Below are 16,150 nucleotides of genomic sequence, written 5' to 3'. Positions count from 1 at the left end.
CAGGTAGTGAGATGAATTGTAGATTTGATCATAAATGCTCATAAATAACCCATAAATCCCATAAATACCCAAAAGATTTTTGTAGATAAAAAAAGAAAACACTTGTTCTTGCAGTGGAATTGTATTATAATAAAGAAAGAACATATTGCTCGAAAAATGATAATTGAATTCGTTTACTTATACGTAGGAATAAGGTGAGGAAAATAAACTGGGCAGTAAAAATACGAATCTATCCAAATGCAGAACAACGTGTACAAATAGAAAAAACAATCGGCTGCAGCCGATTTATCTATAACTGTATGCTTGCAGATAAAATGGAATATTATAAAAAAGAAAAAAAGATGTTAAGGAACACACCAGCCAGTTACAAGAAAGAATATCCGTGGCTGAAAGAGGTGGATTCATTGGCGTTAGCAAATGTACAGATGCATCTGGAAAACGCATTCCATAAGTTTTTTCGTGAACCATCTGCAGGATTTCCGCGTTTCAAATCAAAGAAGTCATCAAGAAAATCCTATACAACAAACGTGGTGAATGGAAATATCTTTCTGGAAGGAAAATATTTGAAACTGCCTAAGATGACGGCTGTTAGAATAAAGCTTCACCGTCCGATATCAGAAAAATGGAAATTGAAATCTGTGACAGTCAGCAGGGAGCCATCCGGAAATTATTTTGCCAGTCTTTTATTTTGCTGTGAAAACCAAACAGCAGAAAAAAGACCGGCAGAAAGATTTATCGGGATCGATTTTGCGATGCATGGAATGTGTGTGTTTTCTACCGGTAAAAGAGCCAAATATCCGATGTTCTACCGAAATACAGAGAAAAAGCTTGCATGGGAACAGAGAAAGCTGTCCAGATGTCAGAAAGGCAGTCGGAATTATAAGAAGCAGAAGAAACGAGTTGCACTGTGCCATGAAAAGATCCGAAATCAGAGAAAAGACTTTCAGCATAAACTTAGTGCCCGTCTTGTCGAGAACTATGATGCAGTATGTGTGGAAGATCTGAATCTGAAAGGGATGGCAGGAGAACTTCATCTTGGAAAAGGCGTACATGATAATGGATATGGCCTGTTTCTGTCTATGCTGGAATATAAACTGGAGGAACGTGGAAAATATCTGATAAAAGTAAATCGTTATTTTGCATCCAGTAAGATTTGCAGTGTATGCGGAAAGAAAAAAGAAAAATTGTCTTTATCTGAAAGAATTTATTACTGTGAATGCGGACACAGAATGGACCGTGATGTAAATGCGGCAGTTAACATCATGAATGAGGGAAAAAGAATCTTTGCAGAATGTGCATGACAGAACAATAAAAAGTCCGTAACCGGACGAATAAAAATCGCGGGGCACGCGAGGATAGCTTGTAGATACTTGGCTCAGTAGAGCCATTGAGCAAGAAGCCCCCACTTCAAAATCTATGATTTAAGTGGTGGGAGCATGTCACTTTTCAGGTCTTTCTGGATGGACAGGAACAATAATAGTCTATCCGGGAGGGCCTTTTTTTTATTGCAGGAATGGCGTAAAATGGCACTTTTGATGGAAATACGATTGCAGAAAAATGAAAAAAGAAATATTAGTTCTGACTATCATGTCCAGTATGCCGCAAATCATTTGGAGAAGGCGAAGGACGTGTTTATGAAAGCGATGAAGATCCTCTGGATTTATATAGCCCAGTGGAAGGAAAAATAGAAATTAAACTGAGATGATAAAAAAATATAGAAAAAAGAATTGACAATTGTATTCTACAGTTGTAGAATACAATTAACTTCTACAGATGTAGAAAATAAAATTCTAGGAGAATCCACGATGAAGACAAAATTTATGACACTTATGACGGTAGCAACACTTGGGATTTTTTCAGCTGCAACGGTTATGGCAGCAGGAAATAACGATTTCTATACACAGCCGCCGGCTGGATCTGAATGGGAAAAAGCAGATACGGAAGGTACCTATGCAAGCTATACGAACGGAAATGATTATGTAAATATCTATAAATATTCACTGGAGGATGTCAAAACAGGGATTGCCAAATGCAATGACACATACGATGCCTGCTATCAGACAATTTATTCAGAGGGAAACAGCCTGTATATGGCAGTGGGATATGCAAAAGATGCAGATGACATCAGTGACGTCAGAAAATTTGTAGAATATATTTCGTATCCTGGAAATCCTTCACTTACCAGACAGGAGAATGAAAACCAGACCGATGATTCTTCTGATGATTCTGATAAGGCAACTACAGATACTGCCAGTCAGAAGTCAGGAGGAGATTCAGATTCCTCCGATACAGAAGAAAATGCTTCTGCAAAATCCTCGGACAGCAATGATGATTCCGATATCCTTTCTACCTCACCAATGACATTAGTTGACAGTGATGGAAATACCATTGAGATTAATTACATTCTTCACAAAGATTATTCTTGTGAATATCGTGGAGATGATGGAATGAACTATACCGATAATGGGGATGAGACTTATACCGACGAAAATGGAAATACCTACTCAGCTCTGAATGATGATACTCATCATCTGGGACATACGTTGGAACAGCATGACCTTCAGGATGCAAACGGTAATACTGTGACGGTTACGGAAACTACAAATGGTGATTATTATTTCCAGGACGAAAATGGTACAGGATTTACGGACAATGGAGACGGGACATGGAGTGATGAAAATGGCAGCAGTTATACAGAAATAGACTGATAGTGGTCAGTAGCTGCAGGAATGGCAAGGGCATTTGCAAATTGTGCAAAAGCCCTTGCCATTTCCGTGAACCGTGGTAAAATAGAGTTATTCCTACATTTGTAGAAAATATGTAACAGGAGGTATGAAAAAGTGAAAAAAACTTACCAGAGACTTCCGGAATCAGAGCTGGATATTATGCTCGTTCTTTGGAATAATACTCCGCCGATGACCAGACCGGAGATTGAGAAAGTGATCACTATGAAGAAAAAACTTGCATCAACAACAATTTTGTCATTGCTGACCAGATTGGAGAACAAAAATTTCGTGGAAGTGACGAAACAGGGAAAAATGAATCTGTATACACCCCTGGTTTCGCAGTCAGATTATCAGGCACATGAAAGCCAGAGTGTTCTTGAGAAACTTTATGGGAATTCACTAAAAAAGTTTGTAACTTCACTTTATCATGGAAAGAAGATCAGCTCAGAAGAAGTCCAGGATCTCAGTGAATTTCTTAAGAACCTGGAGGACAGGGAGGAATAGCGAATTATGGAGGTTTTCATTCTACACATTCTGAAACTGAATGTTATTGCAGCAGTAGTAATTTTACTGGTAAAAGTGCTTGCGACTCTGTTTAAAGGACGTGTATCAGCGAGATGGAAGTACCTTATCTGGCTGTTGATTACGATAAGCCTTTGTGTTCCGGTGCGCCTTCCGGCGAATCTGGCACTGGTGGATTTCAAAGTACTTAGAAGCAGTCAACAGAATACGCAAAGCCCGAAGATAACGGATTACGCAGTCAGACCAGAGGAAAGTCAGAAGATAACAGAAAACGTATCATCTGCGAGCAAAGACATGAAAAATCTGACAGAAATCCCGGAACAAAAGAGAACTGTCAGGTACGAATCAGATAAATGGCTGGGAATTGTGGCTGTGATTTTTGCTGCTGTCTGGCTGAGCGTAGCGGTACTTAAACTGACAGGAGAATTGCTGGCATATTATTTTTCTATAAGGAATCTGGAACGGATGAGTCTACAGGTAAGTGATACGGTGAGTATTCAGATGTACCGTGCAGCGTGTCAAAAGAAGCACGTACGCAGAATACCGGAACTCAGGCAAAACGCAGGTCTTACCACACCGCTTCTTGCAGGACTTTTACATACAAAATTGTATCTGCCAGCAACCGGGTATTCAGCAGAAGAAAGAAAACTTATCTTTTACCATGAACTTACACATTATTGCCATCGGGATCTCTGGTATAAGATGCTCCTTCGAATCTGTGCATCGATATACTGGTTCAATCCCTTTCTTCTTATCATGCTGAAAGAAGCGGATAAGGATATTGAGAATCTGTGTGATACAGCAGTTGTTCGCAGAGTTAATAAAAAGGAACATAAATTATATCGACAGCTGCTTCTCAGGACAGTAGCCATGGAAAATCAGATTCCATATGTGACAGCAAGTCTTAATGACAGCGAAATGGTGTTTAAAGATCGGATTCTGTATATGGTGAACATTCGGAAACTCCGCAAAGGAATTCTTCCGGGAATTCTTGTGACGCTGCTGCTTGCAGGCGGTAATCTGGTATTTAATGTCTCTGCCGGGACAGATACAGTTTCAGTAGAGACGGAGAAGTCTGGTATTGAAAAAAATGCAGATCCAGAGAAAAATAATGTACCGGATTATGCACCGTTTTCTGAAATGGTAACTATGCAGAAAGCTGCTGAAACACAGGACGAAGGAGGAGTGACAGAGAATACAGATACAGAGGATTCTGTAGACGAAGAGGAAAAAGCAGATGCGGAAACAAACGATGAACCTGCCATGGAAAACAGCGGACAGGTAAGTGAAACGACCGATGATGGAATTACCTCTGACAACAACGGGTCTGTTTCATCTTATGAAAATCTGCCAGCAGGCGTACCATATACCAGTGGATTCAGTACTACTTCCGGTGTAGCATCAATTGTAGCACCGGGTGGAGGAGATGAAGAATCCAGAGTTCTTTACGATAACGGAGATGGGACCTATTCTGATTATTATGGGAGCCGATACAGTTATCAGGGAGATGGAAACTGGGCAGATGCCAATGGAAATTCATATCGTACCTGGAATGACGAAGGTTATCATTTCGGAAACCAACTGGAACAGCATGAACTCCAGGGCAGTAACGGTACTGTTAATGTAATAGAAACAACAAACGGAGATTATTATTATTGTGACGCAGATGGGGTCGGATACACAGACAATGGTGACGGCACCTGGACGGATGAGAATGGGAACATCTATACAGAATAAACAAAGAAGCAGGACAATGGGGATGCTACCCAATGCCCTGCTCCTTTGTTTATTCAAGATGACCCTGAAATCTGTTGCTGTTGAGGAAAATTCAGGCTCATATGCCGCTGTATATCCAGGCAGCTTTTCGGTTTCACTGACGACTTTGCGTAGGCCACTTCCACGGCGTTCCATGTATTTTATGCGGTGGAACAGGTCAGCAATCACAGGGTTTCGTCGCATGGAACGGATACTGTAAATATCGTATTCCTTATCGTCCAGCGCATCATCAAAGATAGAGCTTTTTTCCAAGCCATTCCACTGGGTACAGAACATACGGGAGTTATAAACCGTGTGCTGATCGGTCATGAGCTTTCCGCATTGGTCAAGAACCCATTTTTGTTAGCCAGACCGAAGAAGATATAATCGGATGGCTCAAAGCGGAGGCCAGTCCGTTCCAGATAGGCTGCTTCAAGAAGTATAAAGCTGTAATCCTTTTTTACCGCGTCTGTTGTTAGGATTTACTGTTTTAAGGTTATGATTGTATGGAAGGTACCTGAATCGTTATCATAATACATTTGCAAATTTCCGTGGTACTGTTTTACAACTTTTTTAATGCTTTTGATTCCGAAACCATGTCTGCCATTGTCTGATTTATGGGACACAGGAACTCCTTCCTGATTATACACAGGGGTATTTTGACAGGAATTGATGAGTATGATTATGACAAAGGGTGAATTTTCTTTTTTTTGTACTGTAAGCTCTATAAAAGAATCCGGGATATTTTCTGCAGATTCCATTGCATTCTCCAATAAGTTACAGAATAGAGATGTCAAATCGTGCTGATATATATATTGTACAGTACCGCTTCTGATGTCGGTATGGAAATGAATGTGTTTGTCATTGCATTGGCGCTGATAGCGGCAAAGAATGGCATTCAGCATTTCATTGTCGCAGATATTTGTGGTTCCTCTTAAGTCAGAAGATTCCATAAGTTGTTGTATATAGGCATTTATTTTATCAGAATCATGCTTTTCGTTCAGTAATTTGATCGATTGAAGATGTTTCTTTATATCATGGATTAAAATGCTTTGGTTTTCGTTTTGTGCAAGCATCATTTCATAGTATTCAACAGAATCGGATTCTTTCTGGAGCAACAACTGCAAATCGGCATACTCCTGTGATTTTTTTTGGTTATATTGGTTGATTCCAAATACAAGTAGGTTAACCATCAGCAGAAAAACTGCACAAATAGTCACTAGAAAATCAATAGGTGGAGCAAATGTGGATGTTTCACCAATAGAAAGAAGAGTAAATATAATAAAAATGGAGGAAACTGGAATTAACATCAAAAGAATTTCGGAGTGACCGTATTGTTCTTGATTTAATTTTTTTCCTTTGAACAGATGAATTAATAAATAGATGACTGCAAAAAAGAAAATCTTGCTAAAAACCGTATAAAAAACAAGTCCGGCATCTGTTTCTAAGAGAAAATGCGGAAAAAATCTTGATATAATCCCCAAAACTGCAATTTCAGATATACCCATAATTGCTGTAACTATAGCCGAATGGAAGAGTGCTAATAACAACTTGAGTTTAAACAACACATAAAGAAAAACAGTGTTAAACACAAAAAAGCTGACGACATTTAGTCCTGTTTGTTTGAGCAGGGAAAGAAGAAACAATATTGTATAAAGCGCACTCAATAATGCCAACCTTATTTTACTGCCATAAGAGGAGGTAAAAAGGTTGGATGTGTATTGCCATAGTATAACTGCTTCTGTAAAAAAACTAAAAAGAAGTAAAACGATATGTTCCATTTATTTTTACCTCATACTTTCCAGATATAGTAGATAAGCATTTTTAAAGGAACTGTATTTTCTACGTGTCAGATAAGCTGTGATCTGTTGATTCGATAAATGTATGGCGGAATGATCAAAGTCCACAATATGTTCGAAATTAACAATAAAACTCCTATGTGTCTGGAAAAAACTGTTTTTGGGGAGTTGTTCCAGCCAATGAGCCATATTATGAATAGAATCAAAATCTTGCCGGGTAGTATGTACAATTACTTTTCGTCCCTGTGCTTCTATTGCAATAATCTGTGAAGCAGGAAATGAATATACTCCCTGCTTAGTTTCAACAGGAATTTTGGTAGTAATGGAATTGTAATATGCTAAGGCATCTTTCATATTTCGGAAAAAACGCTGCTTGTCCAAAGGTTTGGAAAGATAGCGGAATACATGAAAACGCATTGCTTCATCCAAATATTCGGAATATGAGGTCACCACAAAAATAATGACATTTTTGTTTGCTTTTTTTAATTCATTTCCTACATAAATTCCATTCATACCGGGCATTTCAATATCCAGAAAAACAATATCTTTTTCGTTTTTATCAGCCAATAAAGATTCGCCACTGGTAAAGGAAACTAACTCGGGACATTTTAAATGATTTGACTCAAAGTAGGATTCAATATATTTCTGTACGTGTTCAATTATCAGAGTATCGTCATCACAAATTAAAATACGCATTTTTGCACCTGACTTTCTAAATGAATGTATATTTACATATATCTTATCATATAGAATTTCCAAATGCAAAAAATGCGTATGAAAAGACATTTTAATTACAATTTTGGTTCGTTATGTGTTTTTGTTTTGTTATTTCGTTTTACAAGCAGTTCGATAAAGTCTCCGGCAAGTTCTATGTCGGATTGATTACACAACCGTAGTTTATCAATAATATCCTGTGGAATATTATAAGCATGCATGCTGCCAAGCAGAAGGTAGTCTGGTGTAACATTGAGTAGATCACAAATCCGGATGAAAATATCCAGACTTGGTTTTTGCCTTCCGTTTTCGATTGATGACATATGGTTATTGGATATATTTAATCTTTCAGCAAGCTCTGCCTGTTTTATTCGCAGTTCTTTTCTGCGGATTTTGATTCGGTTTCCCATATCTTCATATTGAAATTCTATTTATTCCACCTTCTTTCATTAAAATTTTATCGATAGAACCTAATAAAAAAAGAAAGTAATAAAGAACTATTCTGCAACACATTTAGTAAAATTCCTTTACACATAAAAAATTCTGTATCACATTCTGTCTATATAAACTGTTTTTCGGTTGGAATATTACTGACAGCAGGATTACAAGTACCTTGCATCGTTAAGAAAATATGTAAATTAACCAAAAAAGCACGATAAATGTTGTTTGGTGCAGAAAGGGTTGAAAACTTGAAAAAAATGAAGATAATGAGAATTGTCATTGATTTCATAACTGAGAAGTAAATTTTACGAACGTAAACATGGGAAAGGAGATCAGTATTATATATAGTAATGGCGTGTACACTGGCAATTTGTGCCATTTAAGCGCTTACAATAAGATATTTTAATTTATTTGAGATAGAAGAAAGAGTATGAGATTATGAAAGAATATAGATATTTAATTGCTTCTATAATTTGTCTAGGTACGGTAAGTATGGTGGGATGCTCTAAAAATGTAAATAGTATAGAAGAAAAATCAGAAATGACCATGGATGACGAAACAAATATAGAAGAAAACAGTATAACGGAGCAAGGTGACATTCAAGAAACAATTACAGAAAATTTGACTGTAAATACAAAAATAGAGATCCCCGGAAAAAGTTTTGCAACATATAATACAGAATATAAAAATTTTGATAATGAAAAAATTGTTGAGTTTTTATGGCCGGAAAGTAGTGAAGAAGAAATTCAGATTAATGAATATGATGGAGGTGCCTCAGAAATAACTTTTCAGGATGAAACAGTAGCATTAGGAGCAGGTGTTATGAAATATGATAAAAATGATGAAATAAAATATTTATCAAGTCTTGCATCCTATGCGGAAGAAAATGCTCTTCTTGAAAAAAAGAATTTATCATTTATGAAAGAGGAAGAGGCTATAAGCAATATAGAAGCATTCTTGTCGAGTTTGGAACTGGGTACAAGTTTAGGTGAAAGAGAAACTTTCGCATTGTCAAAAGAAGATATGCTTAGCATACAGAATGCTATGAAAAGTGATGAAGACTATAAAAGCTTTTATGAGTCTGGCAAATTTCAAGAGCAGATATTTGATGCAGATGACGAAATGTATTATATAAAATATTCATTTAGTTTGGATGGGGTACCAGTTTTTGGAGAAGGCGATCCTACAGTTCAAATGTCAGGAGGAGTGGAGCAACCGTTACTTACGGATCCTATGGGTGCTACATTTTTATTTTCAAATTTGGGAATCTGTGAGATAAGATTAACTGGAATGGTAAATCAATTGAATATAGAAGCTGAAAATCAAGAAATAATACGATTTGATGGAATAAAAAAAGCATTAGTAAAAAAATTTGGAGATGTTATTTTATCTGATACGTATAACCTATCCAATATGTGGTTGGAATATTTTCCTAAAAGAAAAGAGGATTCTTTTGATAAAGTGGAATTGATTCCAGTGTGGTGTTGTAAGTTTGATATAAATGGTGATATCAATGTTGATTATGCACTTCGGTTTAATGCAATTACGGGAGAAGAAATATCATGAAAAAAGTATTTGCTGTTGAAATGAAACGTGCAATAAATATAGGATGGATCATAAGTATTTTAGGCGTTTGTTTTTCTATATGTTTTGATTCCTGGAATGATCTGATGAGAGCTTTAACATCGCATACGGGAAGCATACACTATTTTTTTTGGAATTCATCATGGGGAGGAGTTTGTCGCACTTACTTTTTGCCAATATTTGCCGCTATTCCTTTTGCCACAAGTTTTTGTAAGGAATATAAAAATCATTCTCTTTCATTTATTGTTTCAAGAGAAGGAAAAAAAAGATATTGTACAGTGAAATATGTAATTAATGCATTATGTGGTGGTGTTACAGTGGCGATTGGTACTGGAGTTCTATTGCTAGCACTTTCTTTTGTTTTGCCTATGGCAGATTCTACCTTTCAAGATGCAGTTGTTTCGGATAGATTCCACGCATGGATTGCATTATATCATCCGTTCGAATATGGAATGTTAGAGGTATGGTCGGGATTCTTGAGAGGTATATTATGGTCCAGCATTGCATTATGTGTCTCGGCTTATATATCGGATCCTTTTGTAGTGCTTGTATCACCTTACTTTGTTAGTTTTTTTATTGTTCAGGCATATCGTATGGGTAATGTTGTTGATAGGTATCGTTTGGATAAACTGTTGACAGGGAATGTAATTATTCAATCAAGCGTACATACTGTTTTAATATGTTCAATAGTTGTATTATTAATAGTGATTTTATTTGGAATTCTATTCCGAAGAACAGTTTTAAGGAGGTTGGAAGATGGTGTATTTTATTAAAGCACTTCGCATTTCAATCTATAATTTAAAAAAAACCATATCATCAATACGGGTACTAACAGTTTTACTTATTGTAGCAGGATTTATATTACAAAATTTAGAGGCTGTTTTGAATTTTAGTAATCTTGTTGGGGTAAGAATAACTCCATATGCATTTCCTCATTTAACTAATGATTATATTTGTCAACTTGTAATAGTGGCAGGGGTAATTTTCATTTTTTCTAATGCGCCTTATGAAGATGATGGATATTTTTATATGCTATCACGTTCAGGAAAATTGTCGTGGGCATTAGGACAAATATTTTATAGTATTAGTATTTCGTTAATTTATATTTTATTTTTGTTGTTGGTTTCTGTGCTCCCACTGGTTGGGAATATGGACATAGGATGTGAGTGGGGGAAAATATGGGGAACACTGGCAAAAACAGATGCAGGTATACAGGTAGGGCTTTTGTTTAATGTTTCAGAATATATGGTTAGTCATTATAGTGCATTATTTGCTTTGATGATAAGCGTTATATTAGAGTGGTGCTGTGCAAGCTGGTTGGGATTGTTGATCTATTTATTGAATAAATTGACAAGTAAGGCAATAGGGACTTGTACGGGTGCTTTGTGTGTATTATTTGATATTTGTATTTCAAATGACTGGATGGCTTGGGCAAATCGTTTTTCTCCGATTACACTAGCGCAAATAAATACATATTCGGGTATTAATTTAAAGTATCATATTACATTGAAATATGGTATCTTATTTTTTATTATAGGAATCTTGGTTTTGAGCATTTTATGTGTTTTAGTAAATTATAAAGAAAATACCGAAATTAGGTTGCAAAAGTTGGAGGTAAAATGGAGAAAGAAGCAATGATATCAATAGAAAATCTTAATAAACAGTTTAAGAATCAGTTAGTACTAAACAATATTAATGTGAAATTTTCAAATGGGCATATCTATGGAATTATTGGAAGAAATGGTTCTGGAAAAACAGTTTTACTAAAATGTATTTGTGGATTTTTAAAACCAACAACAGGCGTAATTTCTGTGAATCATAAAATTGTAGGAAAAGATATTGATTTCCCAGAAAACTTAGGCTTTATTATTGAGACACCTGGATTTTTGTTGAATTATTCTGGATATAAAAATCTTAAATATTTGGCTTCAATACGAGAAAAAATAGACAGTAACGAAATTAAAGAGTCTATGTCATTGGTTGGTTTGGATTCCGCAGACAAAAAACATGTGGGTAAATATTCGATGGGAATGAGACAACGATTAGGTATAGCACAGGCAATTATGGAAAAACCTGATATTCTGGTTCTGGATGAGCCAATGAATGCATTAGATAAAAATGGAGTTGAAGAAATGAGACGATTATTCTTGAAAATGAAATCAGAAGGAAAATTAATTCTGTTGACGAGTCATAATCGTGAAGACATTGAAATATTATGTGATGAAGTTTATGAAATGGAAGAAGGTATACTTAACAAATTAAAAGAGAATACAGTAAATGAGTAATATAATAATCTATGTGGTCAGGCTTGGCTATCAAAAAGTAATAGATATTTCTGTTGACTCATAGTATTGAAAAATGAAGGTATCTTGGATGAATTTAACCGTATCGTATTTGAAAGTATCGTGGAAACTGCAAGCGCACACGCAGCTGCCACTGCGGCAACTTTCGGAGCTGTCCATCGTTTTCTTCTTCGCAGATTCGCCACTTTATTATCTGCCAGCTGCTTTGCCACCTCATTTTGAATCATATTATGGATAAAATCCGGTGTTTCGGGAATATCGTTTTTCATATCTTCTAATCTCATATTGACACCTCCTGTAATTCCTGCCTTAATTTTCCTCTTGCCCTTGCAAGTCTATTTTGAACGGTATCTTCCGATATTTCAAGGATCTGGGCGATTTCTCTTACACTGAAATCTTCTATATAGTATAGAATAACAGATAAACGCAGTTCCTCTTTTGGAATTTATGGCTGTATACAATTCACTGTGATTCTTTGTTTTTTTCGATTCCTGTCTGTCAACCAGATTTTCCAATGGGATAAATTTACTGGATTTACGCACAAGGCTGTAACATTCGTTGATTAAGATACGGATTAACCAGGTCCGGGCATAGTTATCGTTTTTTAACAAAATGTAACAAGAATTCTCCTACCTCTTCAGGTAGTGAGATGAATTGTAGATCTGAGCATAAATGCTCATAAATACCCATAACTACTCAAAAAGATTTTGCAAAAAAGAAAACACTTGTTCTGGTGATTGGTTTGTATTATAATAGAAGAAGAACATATTGTTCAAAAAAACGATAATTGAATTCATTTACTTATACGTAGGAATAAGGTGAGGAAAATAAATCGGGCAGTAAAAATACGAATCTATCCCAATGCAGAACAACGTGTGCAAATAGAAAAAACAATCGGCTGCAGCCGGTTTATCTATAACTGTATGCTTGCGGATAAAATAGAACATTATAAAAAAGAAAAGAAGATGTTAAGGAACACACCAGCCAGTTACAAGAAAGAATATCCCTGGCTGAAAGAGGTGGATTCATTGGCGTTAGCAAATGTCCAGATGCATCTGGAAAGTGCATTCCATAAGTTTTTTCGTGAACCATCTGCAGGATTTCCGCGTTTCAAATCAAAGAAGTCATCAAGAAAATCTTATACAACAAACGTAGTGAATGGAAATATCTTTCTGAAAGGAAAATATTTGAAACTGCCTAAGATGTCGGCTGTCAGAATGAAGCTTCACCGTCCGATATCAGAAAAATGGAAATTGAAATCTGTGACAGTCAGCAGGGAGACATCCGGAAATTATTTTGCCAGTCTTTTATTTTGCTGTGAAAACCAAACAGCAGAAAAAAGACCGGCAGAAAAATTTATCGGGATTGATTTTGCCATGCATGGGATGTGTGTGTTTTCTACCGGGGAAAGCGCCAAATACCCAATGTTCTATCGGAACACAGAGAAAAAGCTTGCACAGGAACAGCGGAAACTGTCCAGATGTCAGAAAGGCAGTCAGAATTATAAAAAACAGAAGAAACGAGTTGCACTGTGCCATGAAAAGGCCCGAAATCAGAGAAAAGACTTTCAGCATAAACTCAGTACCAGTCTTGCTGAGAGCTACGATGCAGTATGCGTGGAGGATCTGGATCTGAAGGGGATGGCAGGAGGACTTCATCTTGGAAAAGGCATATATGATAATGGATATGGCCGTTTTCTGTCTATGCTGGAATATAAACTGGAGGAAAGAGGAAAATATCTGATCAAAGTAGACCGTTATTTTGCATCCAGTAAGATTTGCAGTGCATGTGGAAAGAAAAAAGCAGAATTGTCTTTATCTGAAAGGATTTATTACTGTGAATGCGGAAACAGAATGGACCGTGATGTAAATGCAGCAGTTAACATCATGAATGAGGGAAAAAGAATCTTTGGAGAATGTGCATGACAGCACAATAAAAAAGTCCGTAACCGGACTTATAAAAATCGCGGGGCACGCGAGGATAGCTTGTAGATACTTGGTTCAGTAGAGCCATTGAGCAAGAAGCCTCCACTTCAAAATCAGAGATTTAAGTGGTGGGAGCATGTCACTGTACCGACGTTGGAAAAAGCCTTCACAATTGTATATGGGTAAGAAGTAAGACAGGTGTATAATGTCAACAGAGGGGAAAGATTTATTTCCTCTATTATAAAAAAATAAAGTTTATTTGGGGATATTATGAAAAGCTGTACGTCTAATCTATGTAAATGAAAATTGCCGGCCGGCTAAAGAAGGTGGTGTTAAAGTGACCAAAGAAGAATTAGGGGCGTTGATTCTCAATTCAGAGAGACAATTGTATTCTACTGCCAAAACAATTTTAATTAACGATCAAGATTGTGCGGATGCTATTCAGGAAACGATTGTTAAGGCATTTTCAAAGATTGGAACTTTGAGGAATGACAAATATGCCAAGACTTGGTTGATTCGTATATTGATCAATGAGTGTTATACTCTTTTGAGAAAGTCGAGTAAACTTGTTTCTTTGGAAGGGATGAGTGAAATGACAGAAATTGAGACAGATCAGAAAACTGACTACAGTGACTTGTACAGAGCCGTAAATTCTTTGAAAGAAGAATTACGAATGCCAGTTATTCTGTACTATATTGAGGATTTCAACATAAAAGAGATTGCGCAGATTCTTGAGATAACCGAGGGAGCAGTTCAAAAAAGACTTGCCAGAGCACGGGGAAAGCTTAAGCGTAATTTACAGGAAAGTGAGGAGTTGACAGTATGAGGTTAGAGGATATGAAAAAAAATATTCCTGAAACTCCGGAGTTCATCCACACGATGATCCAAAGCGAAGTGAAAAAACAGCTTCAGGACACGAAGGTGGTTAATATTCAGACAAGGAGAGTGAAAAAATGGACAGGTGCCAGAGTGGCTGCAGCAATAGCCGTATGTGTATTGGTTACATCGACCATAGTCTATGCAGGTACCAAATTATATCATATGTTTTTAGAAAAACAAGGAGCCTACAGTATTGTAACGGGAATTAAGGCGGATGGCAGCACAGGGAAAATTAATCTTCCTGAAAAAATTCATGATATAGATATCTCCGCAGGATATATTCCAGAAGGTATGGAATGGATTGATGAATTCCATCTGGAATATCCTGAGCATGATCGAACCGGAGGATTCAGCTTTGCATCTGTGCTTTTAGACGAGGATGATTTGAGCAAAGTAATGCAAGATAAGAATGTTGTTGACTGTGAGGAACGAACTTTTGGCAATTATGAAGGTGTATATCTTAAATATAATGACCTGGCAGAGGATGGATCTTTTAATCAAAGGATTTACCTTCTTCGTCCAGATGTATATCGTGTAATTACTGTTTATATCGGTGATGATGTTTCAAAAGAGGATGCCATTAAAGTGGTAGAAAACCTTGTGATCACTGAAAATGATACAATGATTGAAACCGCTGGTTTGTATACGTGGAGCGAAATGGTATCCCCTGAAGAATCATCGGGAGAAGCAGTGATGACTTCCATTGCAGATAATAAATTGCTAATGCATCAGATTGGTGAAGTGTTTGATATATCAGCATCTGGTGAAGACAGAGATGGCAACTATATTGAAAATGATAAAATTTCAGTTTGTGTTGATGCTGTTCAGGTGGAGGACAACCTGCAGCTGCTTGGTCAGAATAATGTGCCGGAAGAATGGACTGATGCAGTTGGAACTGATGGAAATTTAGTAAATAATACGCTGTCTTATATTAAGTCCGGTAATGGCATTGATTCAGTGGATGAGATTGTAAAAACAGAAAGTGTGAAACAAAAGCTCGTCTATGCGACAGTTACTTATACCAATAAGTCAGATGAAGAAATTAACCATATGCTTTATATTGGTACATTGCTGTTGATGGACCATGAAGATGGAGCATATCAAATTTACGATCCGACAGAACAGTCCGGAGATGACTACAATCGTGTTATATGGGATGGTGTTGCACGTACAGCTGAAATGACATACAACAGTATATCAGAGGATTATGGAAATGGAGGAAACTATATTTCTTCATTAAAACCTGGTGAGAGTATACAGGTGAATATGGCATGGATCGTAAATGAGAATGACTTGAATAATATGTATCTGAATCTTAACGGTGATGGAGCTGCATATGAGTTTTCAGATTCAATGTTAAAAACAGGATTGGTGGACATATATCAGTAATGAAAATCTTATTATAGAGAAGAGGCTGTCCGTAGTGGGCAGCTTCTTTTAGGATAGTGCGCCCGGCGGCGCACGTTTCTAACGGGTTAAAGTCCCGAATCCGCCCGGTAGTG

Annotated in this window: 17 protein-coding genes and 1 pseudogene; 12 read left to right on the top strand and 6 right to left on the bottom strand. The window is 36.8% G+C overall.

Annotated features, from left to right (window positions below; all coding sequences use genetic code 11):
* Positions 1–194 precede the first annotated feature (194 nt).
* The 5 genes from DWX61_RS16995 to DWX61_RS16975 all read left to right on the top strand — a co-directional run bounded on the left by DWX61_RS16995 (position 195) and on the right by DWX61_RS16975 (position 4,985).
* Positions 195–1,301, top strand: coding sequence for an RNA-guided endonuclease TnpB family protein (locus tag DWX61_RS16995; RefSeq protein ID WP_118626509.1), 1,107 nt, complete (start codon positions 195–197; stop codon positions 1,299–1,301).
* A gap of 222 nt (positions 1,302–1,523) precedes the next feature.
* Complete coding sequence (locus DWX61_RS19035) at positions 1,524–1,688, top strand: hypothetical protein (RefSeq protein ID WP_173903310.1); 165 nt, start codon at positions 1,524–1,526, stop codon at positions 1,686–1,688.
* Between the two features lie 117 nt (positions 1,689–1,805).
* A complete protein-coding gene (locus DWX61_RS16985; RefSeq protein ID WP_015542765.1) occupies positions 1,806–2,708 on the top strand; it encodes a hypothetical protein in 903 nt (300 codons plus the stop codon).
* Positions 2,709–2,840: 132 nt separating this feature from the next.
* Entirely contained in the window at positions 2,841–3,230 is a 390-nt protein-coding gene (locus DWX61_RS16980; RefSeq protein ID WP_059085781.1) for a BlaI/MecI/CopY family transcriptional regulator, read from the top strand.
* A 6-nt stretch (positions 3,231–3,236) separates the two neighbouring features.
* The gene (locus DWX61_RS16975; RefSeq protein ID WP_117753969.1) at positions 3,237–4,985 is read left to right on the top strand and encodes a M56 family metallopeptidase; all 1,749 of its coding nucleotides are present in this window, start codon (positions 3,237–3,239) and stop codon (positions 4,983–4,985) included.
* 114 nt (positions 4,986–5,099) lie between these two features.
* On the opposite strand, the pseudogene DWX61_RS19710 reads toward DWX61_RS16975, so the two are convergent.
* The 4 genes and pseudogenes from DWX61_RS19710 to DWX61_RS16955 form a co-directional block, all read right to left on the bottom strand.
* A pseudogene (locus DWX61_RS19710) lies at positions 5,100–5,207 on the bottom strand (ATP-binding protein); the annotation flags it as partial.
* 278 nt (positions 5,208–5,485) lie between these two features.
* A complete protein-coding gene (locus DWX61_RS16965; RefSeq protein ID WP_118626505.1) occupies positions 5,486–6,784 on the bottom strand; it encodes a sensor histidine kinase in 1,299 nt (432 codons plus the stop codon).
* A 6-nt stretch (positions 6,785–6,790) separates the two neighbouring features.
* Positions 6,791–7,498 carry a LytR/AlgR family response regulator transcription factor gene (locus DWX61_RS16960; protein ID WP_118626503.1) on the bottom strand — a complete coding sequence of 236 codons (708 nt, stop codon included), beginning with the start codon at positions 7,496–7,498 and terminating at the stop codon, positions 6,791–6,793.
* 95 nt (positions 7,499–7,593) lie between these two features.
* Complete coding sequence (locus tag DWX61_RS16955; RefSeq protein ID WP_118626501.1) at positions 7,594–7,926, bottom strand: helix-turn-helix domain-containing protein; 333 nt, start codon at positions 7,924–7,926, stop codon at positions 7,594–7,596.
* A gap of 469 nt (positions 7,927–8,395) precedes the next feature.
* Here DWX61_RS16955 and DWX61_RS16950 point away from each other — a divergent pair, with 469 nt between their 5' ends.
* The 4 genes from DWX61_RS16950 to DWX61_RS16935 are packed head-to-tail and all read left to right on the top strand — an operon-like array spanning position 8,396 to position 11,826.
* Entirely contained in the window at positions 8,396–9,523 is a 1,128-nt protein-coding gene (locus DWX61_RS16950) for a hypothetical protein (RefSeq protein WP_182434039.1), read from the top strand.
* Positions 9,520–10,314: a hypothetical protein gene (locus DWX61_RS16945; protein ID WP_118626499.1), complete on the top strand. Its 795-nt coding sequence runs from the start codon at positions 9,520–9,522 to the stop codon at positions 10,312–10,314. Before DWX61_RS16950 ends, DWX61_RS16945 begins: the two co-directional genes overlap by 4 nt.
* Complete coding sequence (locus tag DWX61_RS16940) at positions 10,298–11,179, top strand: hypothetical protein (RefSeq protein ID WP_118626497.1); 882 nt, start codon at positions 10,298–10,300, stop codon at positions 11,177–11,179. The genes DWX61_RS16945 and DWX61_RS16940 overlap by 17 nt, the downstream gene beginning before the upstream one ends.
* Complete coding sequence (locus DWX61_RS16935) at positions 11,161–11,826, top strand: ATP-binding cassette domain-containing protein (RefSeq protein WP_117996835.1); 666 nt, start codon at positions 11,161–11,163, stop codon at positions 11,824–11,826. The genes DWX61_RS16940 and DWX61_RS16935 overlap by 19 nt, the downstream gene beginning before the upstream one ends.
* A 17-nt stretch (positions 11,827–11,843) precedes the next feature.
* On the opposite strand, the gene DWX61_RS19030 is transcribed toward DWX61_RS16935, so the two are convergent.
* Both DWX61_RS19030 and DWX61_RS19415 read right to left on the bottom strand, forming a co-directional pair.
* The gene (locus DWX61_RS19030; RefSeq protein ID WP_173738954.1) at positions 11,844–12,128 is read right to left on the bottom strand and encodes a hypothetical protein; all 285 of its coding nucleotides are present in this window, start codon (positions 12,126–12,128) and stop codon (positions 11,844–11,846) included.
* Positions 12,125–12,274 (bottom strand): RNA polymerase sigma factor, encoded by a 150-nt coding sequence (locus DWX61_RS19415; RefSeq protein ID WP_302473033.1) that lies wholly within the window; start codon positions 12,272–12,274, stop codon positions 12,125–12,127. The genes DWX61_RS19030 and DWX61_RS19415 overlap by 4 nt, the downstream gene beginning before the upstream one ends.
* A gap of 388 nt (positions 12,275–12,662) precedes the next feature.
* Here DWX61_RS19415 and DWX61_RS16920 point away from each other — a divergent pair, with 388 nt between their 5' ends.
* From DWX61_RS16920 to DWX61_RS16910, 3 genes are all read left to right on the top strand, one after another.
* Positions 12,663–13,769 (top strand): RNA-guided endonuclease TnpB family protein, encoded by a 1,107-nt coding sequence (locus DWX61_RS16920; RefSeq protein ID WP_118626495.1) that lies wholly within the window; start codon positions 12,663–12,665, stop codon positions 13,767–13,769.
* Positions 13,770–14,106: 337 nt separating this feature from the next.
* Entirely contained in the window at positions 14,107–14,595 is a 489-nt protein-coding gene (locus tag DWX61_RS16915) for a sigma-70 family RNA polymerase sigma factor (RefSeq protein ID WP_118626493.1), read from the top strand.
* On the top strand, positions 14,592–16,037 hold the full coding sequence (locus tag DWX61_RS16910; RefSeq protein WP_118626491.1) for a hypothetical protein: 1,446 nt from the start codon (positions 14,592–14,594) through the stop codon (positions 16,035–16,037). The genes DWX61_RS16915 and DWX61_RS16910 overlap by 4 nt, the downstream gene beginning before the upstream one ends.
* Positions 16,038–16,150 lie beyond the last annotated feature (113 nt).

The sequence above is a fragment of the Ruminococcus sp. AF20-12LB genome (assembly GCF_003478985.1).
Classification (GTDB): Bacteria; Bacillota; Clostridia; order Lachnospirales; family Lachnospiraceae; genus Blautia_A.
Note: the sequence above shows the minus strand (reverse complement) of the source record. Positions and strands in the feature narration are given on the sequence as shown.